This window comes from Clostridiales bacterium, assembly GCA_025757645.1.
Taxonomy (GTDB): domain Bacteria; phylum Bacillota; class Clostridia; order Oscillospirales; family Oscillospiraceae; genus CAG-103.
Genome location: CP107216.1, coordinates 1,265,261 through 1,281,134 on the forward strand (window position 1 = coordinate 1,265,261; position 15,874 = coordinate 1,281,134).

Sequence of the window (15,874 nt, forward strand, 5' to 3'; positions counted from 1 at the left end):
AAACCCGCGTGTTGGGAACGGGAAATCGCATTCCGGGCGCTTGTTCCGGTGCGCGGTGGTAGAAAATGCGCAAATGCTGTGGTATACGATTGCAAAAATATTGAAAAAACGTGTCGCAGAGAGGAGGGGGGCGTGTGTAGCATGCGGCGCGGACAGCCGCCGCGAGAAAGCGCTTGTGCTGGGCCTGCCGGGGGAGTAAGACGCCTCTGCATAGTGTTATCCGGCAGATTCCGCAAACAACTGTTGCGGCGGGGCGGGTTTTGCGGTATAATCAAACCAATTTGTGCCTGAGTGCGTGAAAGGAAACAATGTTATGAGTAACGACGCCAACGTCAGCAAACGCGACGGCTTTCGCAGCCGCGGCGGCTTCATCATCGCCTGCATCGGCTCGGCCGTCGGCATGGGCAACATCTGGCGCTTTCCGACGCTGGTGTCCAAATGGGGCGGCATGACTTTCCTGCTGCCGTATTTCCTGTTTGTCATTCTCATCGGCTCCACCGGCGTCATCGGGGAGTTTGCGCTCGGCCGCGCAGCCGGTGCGGGGCCGGTCGACGCTTTTGGCATGTGCACCGAGACGCGCTGGGGTAAGCGCCGGCCCGGCGAACTGGTCGGCTATATCCCGGTGCTCGGCTCTCTGGCGCTGGCCATCGGCTACACCTGCGTCATGGGCTGGATCTTCAAGTATACGTTCCTGGCGTTTGACGGCGGCCTGTCCGCCACGGGGCAGGACATGGATGGGATCGTCGCCACCTTCAATGCCACGGCCAGCGCGTGGGGCGCGAATGTCTGGGTCGTCGTCGCGGTCGCGGTGAGCTTTGTCATCATGTCCTTCGGCATCGCCGGCGGCATTGAAAAGGCAAATAAGATCATGATGCCGATCCTGTTTTTGCTGTTTGTGGGCCTCGGTATCTATGTAGGAACGCTGCCCGGCGCGTCGGACGGCTATCGGTATATCTTCACGATCAAGCCCGCGGGCCTGCTCGACCCTTATGTCTGGATCTATGCCTTCGGTCAGGCGTTTTTCTCGCTGTCCGTTGCGGGCAACGGCAGCGTTATCTATGGCTCTTACCTCAGCAAGAGCGAGTGCATCCCGAGTTCTGCGCGCAATGTGGCGCTCTTTGATACGATCGCGGCGCTGCTGGCGGCGTTCGTCATCATTCCCGCCATGGCGGCGGGCGGCGCACAGCTCGACGCCGGCGGCCCCGGCCTGATGTTCATTTACCTCGTCCACGTCATGAACGGCATGGCGGGCGGGCGCATCGTGGCGATGGTGTTTTTCGTCTGCGTGGCCTTCGCGGGCGTCACGTCGATCATCAATCTCTACGAGGCGCCGGTCGCGTCCCTGCAGGAGCGGTTCGGCCTCAAGCGCGTGCCGGCCACGGCGGTGATCCATGTGATCGGCCTCGCCGTTGCGCTGTGCATTCAGGCCATCGTGTCGCAGTGGATGGACGTCGTGTCCATTTACATCTGCCCGCTGGGCGCGCTGCTCGCGGCGGTCATGTTCTTCTGGATCGGCGGCAAGAAGCTCGTGCTCGAGAGCGTCAACCTCGGCGCACGCAAGCCCATCGGCGGCTGGTACTATCCGCTGTGCAAGTATGTCTACTGCGCGAGCGTGCTCGTGGCGCTCGTCGCCGGCGCGGCGCTCGGCGGCATCGGCTGAAGCGAATATCGAATAAAAATGAGCGGCCCTTCGCATTTGCGAAGGGCCGCTGTGCTTTGCGCGGTTTAGAACATTTTGATGTACGCATCGCGGTCCGGGCCGACGGAGACGTACTTGATGCGGCAGCCGACGGCAGCCTCCAGATAGTGCACGTAGTCGAGCGCCTCCTTCGGCAGGTCGCTGATCGTGCGGCAGCCGGAGATGTCGCAGTGGAAGCCGGGCAGGTACTCATAAATGGGCTTTGCCTTGGCCAGCTTCACGCCGATGGGGAAGCGGTCCACGCGCTCACCGTCGATGTCGTAGGCGACGCACACGGGGATCTTGTCCAGATAGGACAGTACGTCGAGCTTTGTCAGAGCGATGCTCGTGCAGCCCTGCATCTTCACGCCGTAGCGGGAGGCGACCACGTCGAACCCGCCCACGCGGCGCGGACGGCCGGTCGCAGCGCCGTACTCGCCGCCGGCGTCGCGCAGCGCAGCGGCCTCGTCGCCGAACATCTCGCAGGTGAACGGGCCCTCGCCCACGCAGGTGGAATAGGCCTTCATAATGCCGATGATCGTGTCGAGCCGGGCCTCCGGGATGCCCGCGCCGATGGGCGCGTAGGCCGCGATCGTCGAAGAGCCGGAGGTGTACGGATAGATGCCGTAGTCAATGTCACGCAGCGCGCCGAGCTGGGCCTCAAAGAGCAGGGACTTGTTGTCCTCAATGGCCTCGGTGAGGTAATCCGTCGTGTCGCAGACGTAGTCCTTGAACGGCATGGCGTAGGTGTCGAGCCAGTCCATCATCTCGTCGAGGTCGATGGGGTCATGGTGATAGCCGTTGACGATGAAGAGATTCTTCCACTCGAGAATGTCGGCCAGGCGGGCCTTGAGCGCGTCGCGGTCGGCCAGCTCGCCCATGCGCAGCGCCTTTTTCATGTATTTGTCCGAGTAGGCGGGGGAGATGCCGCGGCGGGTGGAGCCGAACTTCTTGTCCGCCAGACGGTCCTCTTCCAGGCAGTCAAGCAGCTTGTGGTACGGCATGCAGATGACGGCCTTGTCGCTGATCTTCAGGTGCTCCGGTGTGATGGTGATGCCGCCTTCTCTCAGGCGCGCGACCTCGTGGAACATGTGCTCCGTATCAATGACCATGCCGGGGCCGAGCACGTTCACGGTCTCGTCGCGCAGGATGCCGGACGGCATGAGATTGAGCACGAACTTGCCCTTGTCGTTGATGACGGTGTGGCCGGCGTTGTTGCCGCCCTGATAGCGTACGACGACGTCATACTTCTGGCTGAGCAGGTCGACCATGCGGCCCTTGCCCTCGTCGCCCCAGTTGATGCCTACGATGGATGTCAGCATTGTTGAGAAACCTCCTGTTTCTTTTACACGTTTACGGATGCGTCGCATCCGAGCAGTGCTGTATATTTGTTCAGGACCGGCGCGACCTGCTCGCGCAGGAACGTCTCGGTCTGGTGTACGGCCATGCCGGTGAAGGCATGGGGGTCAACAAGTTTGTTGAGCTCCGCGCGCGTGAGCCCGAAGATCGGGTCAGCCAGGATGCGCTCGAGCAGGTCGTTGCTGCCGCCATGGAGCTTGACCTCTTTGCCGGCGGCGACGCTGTGCTGCCGGATGGCCTCGTGCAGGGCCTGCCGGTCGCCGCCCTTTTCCTTGACGCAGTACATGAGGATGTTCTCCGTAGCGAGAAACGGCAGCTCGTCGGCCAGATGCTTTTCGGCCATTTTCGGGTACACGGTCAGGCCGCGGATGACGTTGAGGTACAGCGTGAGGATGCCGTCGGTGGCGAGGAATGCTTCCGGGATGCTGATGCGGCGGTTGGCCGAGTCGTCGAGCGTGCGCTCAAACCACTGGGCGCTGGCCGTGACGGCGGCATTCTGCAGGTCGCAGATGACGTAGCGCGACAGGGAGGCGATGCGCTCGCTGCGCATGGGGTTGCGCTTATAGGCCATGGCCGAGGAGCCGATCTGGCCGCTCTCGAACGGCTCGTCCACCTCTTTGAGGTGGGACAGCAGGCGGATGTCGCTGGAAAACTTCGAGGCGCTCTGCGCGATGCCGGACAGCACCTGCAGCACCTGAAAGTCCACCTTGCGCGAATAGGTCTGGCCGCTGACGGGGTACGCGCCGGGAAAGCCCATCTTTTCGCAGATCTTCTGCTCGAGCGCGACGACCTTCTGCTCGTCGCCGTCAAACAGGGCGAGGAAGCTCGCGCCCGTGCCGGTCGTGCCCTTGCAGCCGAGGAGCTTGAGATTGCCGAGCTGAAACTCCAGCTGCTCGAGATCCATCAGCAGATCCTGCGTCCAGAGCGTGGCGCGCTTGCCGACGGTCGTCGGCTGCGCGGCCTGAAAATGCGTGTAGGCGAGCGTCGGCTCTGCCTTGTGCGCCTCGGCAAAGTCCGCGAGCGCCTGGATGACGTTCACCAGCAGGCTGCGGATCTGCTCGAGCGCTTCGCGCATGAGGATGATATCCGTATTGTCGCCGACGTAGCAGGACGTGGCACCGAGGTGCAGAATGGGCTTTGCCTCCGGGCAGCACGCGCCGTAGGTCAGCACGTGGGCCATGACGTCGTGCCGCACCTCGTGCTCGCGCGCCGCGGCGTAGTCATAGTCGATGTCCGTGATGTGCGCGCGCAGCTCGCGGATCTGCTCATCCGTGATCGGCAGACCGAGCTCCTGCTCGCTCTCGGCCAGCGCGACCCAGAGCCTGCGCCAGGTGGAAAATTTGTTGTCGTCGGAGTAAATGTGCTGCATCGTGCGCCCGGCGTAGCGGGTGCACAGGGGGTTGACGTAGCGGTCGTGCATGCTTATCCTCTCTCTGCGTGGCGCAGCGCCGCCGAGATCAGGCCCTTGAACAGGGGGTGCGCCTTGTTCGGGCGGCTCTTGAACTCGGGGTGGTACTGAACGCCGATATAAAAGTCGTTTTCGGGGATCTCGACGGTCTCCACGATGTGGCCGTCCGGCGACAGGCCGGAGAGCACGAGCCCCTTTTCCTGCATGAGCGCGCGGTAGTCGTTGTTGAACTCGTACCGGTGGCGGTGGCGCTCGGAGATGTCCAGCGTGCCGTAGCACTCCGCCATTTTTGTGCCGGGCACGATATGGCACGGATATGCGCCGAGGCGCAGCGTGCCGCCCTTGTTGATCTCGTCGCTCTGGTCGGGCATGAAGTCGATGACCTTGTGCGTGCTGCCCTCGTCAAACTCGCCGGAGTTGGCGTCGGCGAGGCCGCAGACGGAGCGCGCAAACTCGATGACCGCGATCTGCATACCCAGGCAGATACCGAGATAGGGGATGTTGTGCGTGCGGGCGTAGTGCGCGGCCGCGATCTTGCCCTCGATGCCGCGGTTGCCGAAGCCGCCGGGCACGAGAATGCCGTCGCAGCTGCCGAGCACTTCCTCTACATTATCGCGCGTGATCGTCTCGCTGTCAATCCATTGAATGTCCACGCGCGTGCCGTAGACATAGCCAGCGTGGCGCAGCGCCTCGGCGACGGACAGATACGCATCGTGCAGCTGCACATATTTGCCCACGAGGCCGATCGTCACGCGGTGCGAGCGGCTGCGGATGCTCTCGAGCATGGCGTCCCACTCGGTCATATCCGGCGCGGGCGCGTCGATGTGCAGCTCACGGCAGACGATCTCGGAAAAGCGGTTCTTTTCGAGCATGACCGGTGCCTCATACAGCACGGGGATGGTCATGTTTTCGATCACGCAGTCGGGCTTGACGTTGCAGAACAGGGAGATTTTGCGGAAGATAGACTCCTCGAGCGGCTCATCGCAGCGCAGCACGATGATGTCCGGGGAAATGCCCATGCCCTGCAGCTCCTTGACCGAGTGCTGCGTGGGCTTGGTCTTGTGCTCCTCGCTGCCGTGCAGATACGGTACGAGCGTCACGTGGATGTAGAGTGCGTTTTCGCGCCCGACCTCCAGCCCGACCTGACGGATGGCCTCGAGAAACGGCTGGCTCTCAATGTCGCCGGTCGTGCCGCCGACCTCCGTGATAACGACGTCGGCGTTCGTCTTGCTGCCGACACTATAGATAAAGTCCTTGATCTCATTCGTGATGTGCGGAATGACCTGCACCGTCTCGCCGAGGTACTCGCCGCGGCGCTCCTTGTTGAGCACGTTCCAGTACACCTTGCCGGTCGTGAGGTTGGAGTATTTGTTCAGATCCTCGTCGATGAAGCGCTCATAGTGGCCGAGGTCGAGATCGGTCTCCGCGCCGTCCTCGGTAACGTACACCTCGCCGTGCTGATACGGGCTCATGGTGCCGGGGTCGACATTGATATAGGGGTCAAGCTTCTGCGCGGCGACCTTCAGGCCGCGTGCCTTGAGCAGACGGCCGAGCGAAGCCGCCGTGATGCCTTTGCCGAGTCCGGAGACAACGCCGCCGGTCACAAAAATGTACTTGGTCATGGTCCACACTCCTCAATCTTCATAGGTACGAATGATATTTTCCGCAATGGTCCGCCGGCGCATACTGGTGTCCATTGCCTGTTTCTCAATGTATTTGTGCGCCTCCGTCTCCGTCATCTGCAGGTGCTGCACGAGCAGGAGCTTCGCGCGGTTGATGATGCGGATATCGGCGACCTTCGCCTCGAGCTTTTCCGTCTTGTGCTGCATCTGCTCGAGCTGGATGCGCACGGCGGTCAGCAGCCGGATGGTCTGCACGATGAGCGATTCCGGCGCGTCATTCGGCAGCACCAGCACGCCGGACTGTTCGAGCAGGGCGGCGTCCGTGTCCGCGTGTTCCGGTGCGGCCAGCAGCAGCACGGCCATGCAGTGCCGCTTTTTGAGCTGCAGCGCCAGCTCCCGGCCGGAGCTGCCGGCGATGGGCTCTGCGATGAGCACACCGTCGATGCCGCCTGCGTCAAACTGTTCGAGCGCCTGCCGCGCGCTGCCTGCGTGATCGAACGGGACGATGTGCGCCCGTGTGAGCAGGGCGCTGATGCGTTGGGTCTGCGCCTCGGAACTGGAGACCAGGAGTGCGCGCACGGTATGCAGCGACGTGTTCATAGCAGTCACCTCGAATCAGAAGTTGGTGCGGAAAAACAAAAAAGACGCTTCCGATGCCGATAAGGGGCACTTTCCCCCAGGTCATCGTGAAACGTCAGCGTTCTCGAAAAGTTACCATATGAACTTATGCCTGCGGCCGCAAAAACAGCACGCAGAATTTTGCCAATCAAAATCCATGTATATAATACACCACGGCATTTGCACGTGTCAAGGATAAAAAAACGGGCAATTTTGCCGAAAAATCTGTGGAATCCGCCGAAAGAAATTGCGTTTTTCCCGCTTGACATTTTTCCGCAACAGGCGTATATTTTGCTACATTGAAACGGCAATGGCGTCGTGGAGAGCACAAGATCTCCGGGCATCAGTGCCGTTTTTTGTTGTTGATACTGATTTGAAATACGGAAAGGGGACCATGCGAGATGGAAAAGATCTCTGACATTTTTGGATCCATGGTATTTAACGATGCCGTCATGCGCGAGCGGCTGCCGAAGGAAACGTACCGGCAGGTGCAGGCGACGATGGAAAATGGCAAGCGTCTTGATGACGACGCCGCGCGCATCGTGGCCAATGCCATGAAGGACTGGGCGATCGAAAAGGGCGCCACGCACTTCACGCACTGGTTCCAGCCGATGACCGGCATCACCGCCGAGAAGCACGACAGCTTCATTTCGCCCTGCGGCGGCGGTCAGGTCATTATGGAGTTTTCCGGCAAGGAGCTCGTCCGCGGCGAGCCGGATGCGTCCAGCTTCCCGTCCGGCGGCCTGCGCGCAACGTTTGAGGCGCGCGGCTACACCGCATGGGACCCGACGTCCTATGCATTCATTAAAGATAATGTGCTGTGCATTCCGACGGCGTTCTGCTCTTACGGCGGCGAGGCGCTCGATAAAAAGACGCCGCTGCTGCGCAGCGCCGAGGCGCTCAACCGTCAGGCCCTGCGTGTGATCCACCTGTTCGGCAACGAGGACGTGACAGCCGTGCGCACGACCGTCGGCCCAGAGCAGGAGTACTTCCTGGTCGACAAGTCTGTGTATGACAAGCGCAAGGACCTGATCTATACCGGCCGCACGCTCTTCGGCGCCAAGCCGCCGAAAGGCCAGGAGCTGGACGATCATTACTTCGGCAGCATCAAGCCGCGCGTTGCGGCGTTCATGAAGGATCTGGACGAGGAGCTCTGGAAGCTCGGCGTTTACGCCAAGACGGAGCACAACGAAGTGGCGCCCGCGCAGCACGAGCTCGCGCCGGTGTTCACGACCGGCAACATCGCTGCCGACCAGAACCAGCTGACGATGGAGATCATGCAGAAGGTGGCCGCGCGCCACGGCATGGTCTGCCTGCTGCACGAAAAGCCGTTTGCCGGCGTCAACGGTTCCGGCAAGCACAACAACTGGTCCCTGACCACCGACACCGGCATGAACCTGCTCGAGCCCGGCGAGACGCCGGCCGAGAACGCACAGTTTTTGCTCTTCCTGTGCGCGGTGATCCAGGCGGTGGATGATTATCAGGATATGCTGCGCATCAGCGTGGCGTCGGCCGCGAACGACCACCGTCTCGGCGCGAACGAAGCGCCCCCGGCCGTCGTGTCGATGTACGTCGGCGACGAGATCGAGAGCATTCTCGACGCCATCGTCAACGAGACGCCCTATGCCGGACAGGAAAAGGAGCTGCTGAAGATCGGCGTGCATGCGCTGCCGCGTTTCCCCAAGGACACGACCGACCGCAACCGCACCTCTCCGTTTGCGTTCACCGGCAACAAGTTCGAGTTCCGTATGCCCGGTTCCTCGGCCTCCATTTCCGGCATCAACGTCGTGCTCAACACGGCGGTCGCCGAGAGCCTCGAGCAGTTTGCTGACGCGCTCGAGGGCAGCAAGGACTTTGAGGCCGACCTGCAGGCGCTCATCCGCAGCGTGCTCATCAAGCACAAGCGCATCCTCTTCAACGGCAACGGCTATGACGACGCCTGGCTGGCGGAGGCCGAGCGCCGCGGCCTGCTGAACCTGCGCACGACGCCGGAAGCGCTGCCGTATTACCTCGCCGACAAGAACGTGGCGCTGTTCACCAAGCACCGTGTCTATACCCGCACCGAGATGGAGGCCCGCTACGAGATCCACCTCGAAAACTACAGCAAGGTGCTCAACATTGAGGCGCTGACGATGCTCGAGATGGCGCGGCGCGACATCATGCCCGCCGTCAGCAGCTATCTGCGCGAGCTGTCCGAGACCGCTGCGGCGATCCACGCTGCGTCCGTCACGGCGGACTGCTCGTATGAGGAGAGCATCATCCCTGAAATGTCCGCGCTGTTGGGCGATGCCTACCGCAAGGTCCGCCGCCTGGATGAGGCGCTCATGGGCGCCAAGACCGTCGAGGGCAGCCAGGCGCTGGCCAACTACTACCGCGACAAGGTCTTCTCCGCCATGGCGGAGCTGCGCATCACGATCGACCAGCTCGAGACCATGACGCCGTCCGACAAGTGGCCGGTCCCGTCCTATGGCGACCTGCTGTTCAGCGTGCGGTAAAAAACGCTTACTCTTTCTTTTTTCTCTCTTCTTTCATTTTCATACTTCTGTCAAAAGCATTGACGGAGAAAAGTAGCACGGGCGATCATTTCCAGCGAGTGCGGGACGGTGCGAGCCGCATAACAGAGCCTGTGTGAAGAACACTCCCGAGCTGCAACCTGAACGGGCGAGAGCCTCAGTAGGTGCGCCGTCAAAGCCGGACGTTATCCCGGTGCGGTTTGTTAGAACCCGTGAGAAGTAAAATAGGTGGCACCACGATACGCAGCTACTCGTCCTATTGTTGGATGGTAGCTGCGTATTTTTTGATATATTCAGGAGGAAAAAATCATGTGTTCCATCATCGGTTATCTCGGCTCGTCCATCTCCGCGCAGGATCTGCGCGCCGGCTTTGACAAGACCATTTCCCGCGGCCCGGACGATACGCGCATGCTGCATATCGGCGCGGCGACGCTCGGCTTCCACCGCCTGGCCATTATGGGCCTGCACCCGGAGGGGATGCAGCCGTTCACGCGGGATGGAAGCGCGCTCGTGTGCAACGGCGAGATCTACGGCTTCCGGCCCATCCGCGAGCGGCTCATCGCTGAGGGCGAGACGTTCGAGAGCGAGTCCGACTGTGAGATCCTGCTCCCGCTCTACGAGCGCGAGGGGCTGGACATGTTCCGCGGACTGGATGCGGAGTTTGCCATGGTCATCTATGATGCCAGGCGCGGCGGCCTTGTCGCGGCGCGCGACCCCATCGGCATCCGCCCGCTGTACTACGGCTATGACGCCGAGGGCGCGATCGTCTTTGCCAGCGAGGCGAAAAACCTCGTCGGCCTCGTGCACGATGTGATGCCGTTTCCTCCCGGACACTATTATGCCGACGGCAAGTTCACCTGCTACCGCGACATGACGCAGGTGGATGCCGTCTGCGAGGACGATCTGGAGACCGTCTGCACCCACATCCGTGAAAAGCTCATCGCCGGCGTGGAAAAGCGGCTGGATGCCGACGCGCCGCTCGGCTTTCTGCTCTCCGGTGGTCTGGACAGCAGCCTCGTGTGCGCCATCTCGGCAAAGCTGCTCAAAAAGCCCATCCGCACGTTCGCCATCGGCATGTGCAGCGACGCCATCGACCTGAAGTACGCCCGCGAGGTGGCAGAGTATCTGCACGCCGACCACACCGAGGTCATCATCACGCCCGAGGACGTCATCCAGGCGCTGCCGGAGGTCGTGGCGCTGCTCGGCACGTATGATATCACGACCATCCGCGCGAGCATCGGCATGTACCTCGTCTGCAAGGCCATCCACGAGCAGACCGACCTGCGCGTGCTGCTCACAGGCGAGATCTCCGATGAGCTCTTCGGCTATAAGTACACCGACTTCGCGCCCAGCCCGGAGGCGTTTCAGGAGGAATCCGCCAAGCGCATCCGCGAGCTGCATATGTACGATGTCCTGCGCGCCGACCGCTGCATCTCCGTCAACAGTCTCGAGGCCCGCGTGCCGTTCGGTGATCTGGACTTCGTACAGTATGTCATGTCCATCGACCCGGCCAAGAAGTGCAACGTCTACGGCAAGGGCAAGTATCTGCTGCGCCACGCCTTTGAGGGCGACTGGCTTCCGCACGATATCCTCATGCGCGAGAAGGCGGCCTTCAGCGACGCGGTCGGCCACTCCATGGTCGACGATCTCAAGGCGTACGCCGAGCAGAAGTACACGGACGAGGAATTTGAGACCCTGCGCCGGAGGTACGACTTTGCGCAGCCGTTCACCAAGGAATCGCTGCTCTACCGTGAACTGTTTGAGCAGTATTACCCCGGTCAGGCGCACATGATCGTCGATTTCTGGATGCCGAACAAATCGTGGGACGGCTGCGACGTGGACGACCCGTCCGCGCGCGTGCTCGCAAACTACGGCGACAGCGGAAAGTGAGGAGCATATGGACGACACTGCGCTGCGCATCCGCACCGCGCGCCTGAGCGACGCGCCCGTGCTGCTGAAAATTTACGCGCCGTATGTGGAAAAGACGGCCATTACGTTCGAGTGCACCGTGCCGGATATCGAGGAATTTGCCGCGCGTATGCGCGCCACGCTCCGCCGCTATCCGTACCTGGTCGCGGAGCGCGGCGGCGAGATCGTCGGCTATGCCTACGCCGGGCCGTTCGGCAGCCGCGCCGCCTATGACTGGGCGGTGGAGATGAGCATTTACCTGCGCGAGGATCAGCGGCACCGGGGGACGGGCAAGCGGCTGTACGCCGCGCTCGAGGCGGTGCTGCGCGCGCAGAACATTCAGAATCTCTATGCCTGCATCGGCTGCCCGGACGGGGCGGACGACGCGCACCTGACGCGAAACAGCGCGCAGTTTCATGCGCATCTCGGCTATCGGCTCGTCGGGGAGTTTCCGCGCTGCGGGTATAAATTCGGCACCTGGTACTCCATGGTCTGGATGGAAAAGTGCATCGGCGCGCACGAGGCGCAGCCTGCGCCCGTGCGCCCGTTCCCGGAGCTCAGCCCGGCGGAGCTGGAAGCCATTTTGGACCGTGCATAAAGCCGCGGGCCGTTTCCGATCTGGAAACGGCCCGTGCTTTTTTTATCGCTTTTGCAGCAGTTCATACGCGCCCAGCAGCATCTGCGCCGCCTCGGCGCGCGTGAGGGACGCCGCACAGTCGCTGCCGGCCGGATACACGCCGCAGGATGTCAGACTTGACACGGCGGCGCACGCCCAGTCGGGAATATAGTCGCCCTCGAGCGCGGCGGCGGGGGAGGGGTCGAGGAAGTTGCTGAGCATGACGGCAGCCTCGGCTGCCGTGATGCCGCGCTGTGCATCGAATACGATTGCCGTACCGTCGGAGTAGCCGGTGATGTCGCCGTTCATGACCGCGGTCGCAACGTAGGTCTTGGCCCAGGCGGGGATCTGCTCGTCGTCGCCGAAACCGGTCGAGAGCACGCCCTGCAGCATCGAAGTGCCGGTCAGGTGCGTGCACATGGCCAGAAATTCATCGCGCGGCATGGGGCTGTCGGGGTCGAAGAGATACTGCCCGCCGACCTGCCGGCCGACGCACAGCCCCTGCTCGGCGAGCATGACGGCGGCGTATTCCTCCGGGCGGCCGGCCATGTCGCTGTAGGTGACGGCCGGCTTCTGCTTCTTGATGGAGATGATGACGGTCGCCTCCTGCGATTCGTTGCCGCTGCTGTCGGCGGCGCGGAAGCCGAAGTAGTCGCGCCCGCGCTTGCCGTCGGCGGGGGTATAGACGAACGTGCCGCTGTCGGTGAGCGTTACCGTGCCCTTGATGGGCTCGGTCGTGATGCGGAAGGTGAGCGGGCTGCCGTCGGGCGCATTTGCGCTCAGTGTGCCGCCGATGGACGTGCCGCGGAATGTGGTCAGCTCCAGATTTTCGGCCACGGGCGCGGTGTCGGCCGCGGCCTGCTCGGCAAAGCCGGCCGGGACGAGCGCCGCACAGAGCGCCAGCGCGCACACGGCCGCAAGAATTTTCTGCTTCATAATGCAAAACCTCCGTGCAAATGTAGGCTGCTCCTAGTTTGCACGGAGGTGGTGGAAATATGCGTTTTGGCCTTATTCGGTCCGCAGGGCGACGACCGGGTCTTTTTTCGCTGCCATGCCCGACGGGATGAGGCCCGCGATGAACGTCAGCGCCATGCTGATGAGGATCAGCAAGATCGCGCCGAGCACCGGCAAAATGGCGCTCAGGGTCGGCAGGCCGGTCAGATGGTGCACGATGAGGTTGATGGGGATCAGCAAAATCAGTGTACACAGGATGCCCATCACGCCGGCTGTGAAGCCCTCAATGAGCGTCTCGGCGTTGAACACGCGCGAAATGTCCTGCTTGCTCGCGCCGATGGAGCGCAGGATGCCGATCTCCTTCGTGCGCTCGAGCACGGAGATATAGGTGATGATGCCGATCATGATCGACGACACGACAAGCGAGATGGCCACGAAGCCAATGAGCACGTAGCTGATGGCGTTGATGATCGTCGTGATGCTGCTCATGAGTAGGCCGACATAGTCGGTGTAGCTGATCTGATCGTTCTCGGCGGCGTCGGCGTTGTAGTCGTCGATGCACGCGGAGATCTGATCCTTGTTCTCAAAGCTCGAGGCGTAGATGTTGATGGCGCTGGGGGAGTCCTTATCGACGTAGCCGAGCTTTTTCAGGTTGTTGTTGTAGGTCGAACCGCTGGCCGACGAGGCGACGTAGTTGTCGTACACATCCGCATACTGGCTGCTGCTGATGCCTTTGGCACTGATGGCGGAGATGACTTCCTGCGAGGTCATGCCGCTGTAGGCCTTGACGGTCTCCTGCTGCATCTGCATGGAGAGGATCGCGCGCATATACGGCCGGAAGAAGCGGATAAACGTCTCGTCGTCCATGACGTCGATCATTTCCTTCATCTGCTGCGCTGTTTTGCCGCTGGCCTCAAAGACGCCGTTGTCGGCCATCTCTTTGGCGTCGTCGCGGGTGAAGGTCTCCATGGTCTGCGTGAGCGCGGCGTCAAGCGTGGTGTCGTCCGGCGCGGTCATGCACTTGCGGTAGACGGTTGCGCGGTCGTCCACGCTCAGCTTGTTGAGATAGGCCTGCGCGGCGGCAACTTTCTGGTCGGTCGTGGCGGTCGCGGCGTTCGGGAACGCAGAGCCGGTGAACACGTCCACGTCCGGGTTTGCCAGCTGCTTCTGGATGATCTCGGTGCTGTCGGCCTGCTCGATGGCGTAGTCCGTCAGGGCGGAGGTGTAGCCGATGGAACCATAGGTGCTGCTGGTCACGCTGCCCTTGGCCGGGCGCACGATGCCGACGATCTTGAGCTGCACGCCCACGGAATCGTTGTTGTAGAGCTGGTGCAGTCCGTCGGCCGTCTGGCTGATGTCCGTGTAGCCGGAGCCGCTGGCCACATAGCCCTCCGACGGGAGGATGAGCTTGAAGCTGCGGCCGCACAGATCTTCATAGCTCCAGCTGCTTTGCGTCGTGTCGATCTGCTTTTTGTTCATGGACTGCATCATGGCGTTGCTGATGTCGTCCATGCTCTCGAGCCCGAGGGCGTAGAGCGTCAGGTCGGAAATTTCATTGTTTTTGTCCACAACGAGCACGACCTCGTTGTAATTTTGCGGCCAGGAGCCATAGATCACGTCGTACTGGTTTTGCGTCGAGGCGCTCACGAGCGCGCCGTCCTCGCCGGACAGCAGCTCCTGCCAGACGTTGAAGCCGGAGTAGAAGCCGCCCATGGAGTCAAAGTAGGACGAGTAGTCGCCGCCGTACATGGACTTCATGACGTTTTGCAGCAGCTCGGTCGTGTCGGCCTTGATGACGGTGCCGTTGGGGTCCTCGGTATAGACGGCGAAGCCCATGTCATACGTGTACTGGATGCCGCTGATATAGTCGTGGATCTTGTTGTCGGGGTTTTCGAGATATTTTTTGAACTCCGGCAGGTTGTTCGACTGGCCGGTCGCGCTGCTGACCATGGAGTTGAGCATGCTGTACATGACCGTGTTGGCGTAGACCTTATCGAGGTCGTGCGCATCCGCACTGTCATCCTTTGCGCCCGACATGGCCGAGAGCATCCCGGACATGTCCACGGGGTTTGCCTCGATCGTCAGCGGGTAGGACGAGAGCGTCTGCTCCTGCACGGTGTCGATGTAGGACTGAAAGCCGTGCGAGAGCGACAAAATGAGCGCGATGCCGATGATGCCGATCGAGCCGGCGAATGCGGTGAGCAGGGTGCGGGCCTTTTTCGTCATAAGGTTGTGCAGCGACAGGCTCATGGCCGTTGCAAAGCTCATGGACGTGTGCTCCTTGACCTTGACCGTTACGGGTGCGGACGTCTCGGATTCCGTGCAGGGGTTATCGTCGCCGACGATCTTGCCGTCGAGCAGGCGCACGGTGCGCGTGGCGTATTTCGATGCCAGCTCCGGGTTGTGCGTGACCATGATGATGAGCTTATCTTTTGCGATCTCCTGCAGCAGATTCATGATCTGCACGCTCGTCTCGCTGTCGAGCGCGCCGGTCGGTTCGTCGGCGAGCAGAATGTCGGGGTTGTTGACGATGGCGCGCGCGATGGCCACGCGCTGCATCTGGCCGCCGGACATCTGGTTCGGCGCTTTGTCGAGCTGGTCGCCCAGGCCGACCTTTTCCAGCGCCTCGACGGCGCGCGCGCGCCGCTCCTCACCGGAGACGCCCGAGAGCGTCAGCGCGAGCTCAACGTTGGCCAGCACGCTCTGGTGCGGGATGAGGTTGTAGCTCTGAAAGACAAAGCCGATGGAGTGGTTGCGGTACGTGTCCCAATCGCGGTCGTCGTACTCCTTTGTGGAGCGGCCGTTGATAATGAGGTCGCCGGAGGTGTAGCGGTCCAGGCCGCCGATGATGTTCAGCAGCGTGGTCTTGCCGCAGCCGGACTGGCCCAGGATCGCAACGAACTCGTTTTCACGAAAGGCAATGTTGATGCCCTTGAGTGCTTCGACCTGCGTCGTGCCGGCCTCGTAGACTTTGGTGATGTTCTTCAGTTCCAGCATGGGTGGGATGCTCCTTTATATGGATGCCGCGCGGCGGCGCAGCCTTAGATACTAATTAAAAAAGTATTAGGACATAATGATAAGCGCCGCACGGGCATCCGTCAAGCGCCGGCGCGCCGGTTTTGCAGAATTTTAACTATTTATTCACAAACAAACCCGATACAATTTCCCTGCGTCTGCTGTTGAAACATTGGGGAATGT

Annotated in this window: 10 protein-coding genes; 4 read left to right on the plus strand and 6 right to left on the minus strand. The window is 61.6% G+C overall.

The genetic code is table 11. The annotated features are described in order from the left end of the window. Positions 1 to 313: 313 nt before the first annotated feature. Positions 314 to 1,660, plus strand: coding sequence for a sodium-dependent transporter (locus OGM61_05900; GenBank protein ID UYI83402.1), 1,347 nt, complete (start codon positions 314 to 316; stop codon positions 1,658 to 1,660). A 65-nt stretch (positions 1,661 to 1,725) separates the two neighbouring features. Here OGM61_05900 and OGM61_05905 read toward each other — a convergent pair whose 3' ends face one another. Genes OGM61_05905 through OGM61_05920 form a run of 4 tightly spaced genes read right to left on the minus strand, consistent with a single transcriptional unit; the run spans position 1,726 to position 6,667 of the window. Then, the gene (locus OGM61_05905) at positions 1,726 to 3,000 is read right to left on the minus strand and encodes an adenylosuccinate synthase (GenBank protein UYI83403.1); all 1,275 of its coding nucleotides are present in this window, start codon (positions 2,998 to 3,000) and stop codon (positions 1,726 to 1,728) included. Between the two features lie 23 nt (positions 3,001 to 3,023). Beyond that, positions 3,024 to 4,457 carry an adenylosuccinate lyase gene (gene purB / locus OGM61_05910; GenBank protein UYI83404.1) on the minus strand — a complete coding sequence of 478 codons (1,434 nt, stop codon included), beginning with the start codon at positions 4,455 to 4,457 and terminating at the stop codon, positions 3,024 to 3,026. Between the two features lie 2 nt (positions 4,458 to 4,459). Beyond that, positions 4,460 to 6,067 (minus strand): CTP synthase, encoded by a 1,608-nt coding sequence (locus OGM61_05915; protein UYI83405.1) that lies wholly within the window; start codon positions 6,065 to 6,067, stop codon positions 4,460 to 4,462. Positions 6,068 to 6,079: 12 nt separating this feature from the next. After that, positions 6,080 to 6,667, minus strand: coding sequence for an ANTAR domain-containing protein (locus OGM61_05920; protein UYI83406.1), 588 nt, complete (start codon positions 6,665 to 6,667; stop codon positions 6,080 to 6,082). A gap of 419 nt (positions 6,668 to 7,086) precedes the next feature. On the opposite strand from OGM61_05920, the gene OGM61_05925 reads away from it, so the two are divergent. From OGM61_05925 to OGM61_05935, 3 genes are all read left to right on the plus strand, one after another. Further along, entirely contained in the window at positions 7,087 to 9,180 is a 2,094-nt protein-coding gene (locus OGM61_05925) for a glutamine synthetase III (GenBank protein ID UYI83407.1), read from the plus strand. Positions 9,181 to 9,507: 327 nt separating this feature from the next. After that, positions 9,508 to 11,088: an asparagine synthase B gene (gene asnB, locus OGM61_05930; GenBank protein ID UYI83408.1), complete on the plus strand. Its 1,581-nt coding sequence runs from the start codon at positions 9,508 to 9,510 to the stop codon at positions 11,086 to 11,088. Between the two features lie 7 nt (positions 11,089 to 11,095). After that, positions 11,096 to 11,704, plus strand: a complete 609-nt coding sequence (locus tag OGM61_05935; GenBank protein ID UYI83409.1) for a GNAT family N-acetyltransferase — start codon at positions 11,096 to 11,098, stop codon at positions 11,702 to 11,704. 42 nt (positions 11,705 to 11,746) lie between these two features. Here OGM61_05935 and OGM61_05940 read toward each other — a convergent pair whose 3' ends face one another. Continuing rightward, on the minus strand, positions 11,747 to 12,658 hold the full coding sequence (locus OGM61_05940; GenBank protein UYI83410.1) for an Ig-like domain-containing protein: 912 nt from the start codon (positions 12,656 to 12,658) through the stop codon (positions 11,747 to 11,749). 72 nt (positions 12,659 to 12,730) lie between these two features. Continuing rightward, the gene (locus tag OGM61_05945) at positions 12,731 to 15,673 is read right to left on the minus strand and encodes an ABC transporter ATP-binding protein/permease (protein ID UYI83411.1); all 2,943 of its coding nucleotides are present in this window, start codon (positions 15,671 to 15,673) and stop codon (positions 12,731 to 12,733) included. Between the last annotated feature and the right edge of the window lie 201 nt (positions 15,674 to 15,874).

What these genes read in the sequence shown, in the direction of transcription:
- OGM61_05900 (UYI83402.1), top strand. Translation starts at nt 314, where the DNA reads ATGAGTAACGACGCCAACGTCAGCAAACGCGACGGCTTTCGCAGCCGC.
- OGM61_05905 (UYI83403.1), bottom strand. Translation starts at nt 3,000, where the DNA reads ATGCTGACATCCATCGTAGGCATCAACTGGGGCGACGAGGGCAAGGGC.
- purB (UYI83404.1), bottom strand. Translation starts at nt 4,457, where the DNA reads ATGCACGACCGCTACGTCAACCCCCTGTGCACCCGCTACGCCGGGCGC.
- OGM61_05915 (UYI83405.1), bottom strand. Translation starts at nt 6,067, where the DNA reads ATGACCAAGTACATTTTTGTGACCGGCGGCGTTGTCTCCGGACTCGGC.
- OGM61_05920 (UYI83406.1), bottom strand. Translation starts at nt 6,667, where the DNA reads ATGAACACGTCGCTGCATACCGTGCGCGCACTCCTGGTCTCCAGTTCC.
- OGM61_05925 (UYI83407.1), top strand. Translation starts at nt 7,087, where the DNA reads ATGGAAAAGATCTCTGACATTTTTGGATCCATGGTATTTAACGATGCC.
- asnB (UYI83408.1), top strand. Translation starts at nt 9,508, where the DNA reads ATGTGTTCCATCATCGGTTATCTCGGCTCGTCCATCTCCGCGCAGGAT.
- OGM61_05935 (UYI83409.1), top strand. Translation starts at nt 11,096, where the DNA reads ATGGACGACACTGCGCTGCGCATCCGCACCGCGCGCCTGAGCGACGCG.
- OGM61_05940 (UYI83410.1), bottom strand. Translation starts at nt 12,658, where the DNA reads ATGAAGCAGAAAATTCTTGCGGCCGTGTGCGCGCTGGCGCTCTGTGCG.
- OGM61_05945 (UYI83411.1), bottom strand. Translation starts at nt 15,673, where the DNA reads ATGCTGGAACTGAAGAACATCACCAAAGTCTACGAGGCCGGCACGACG.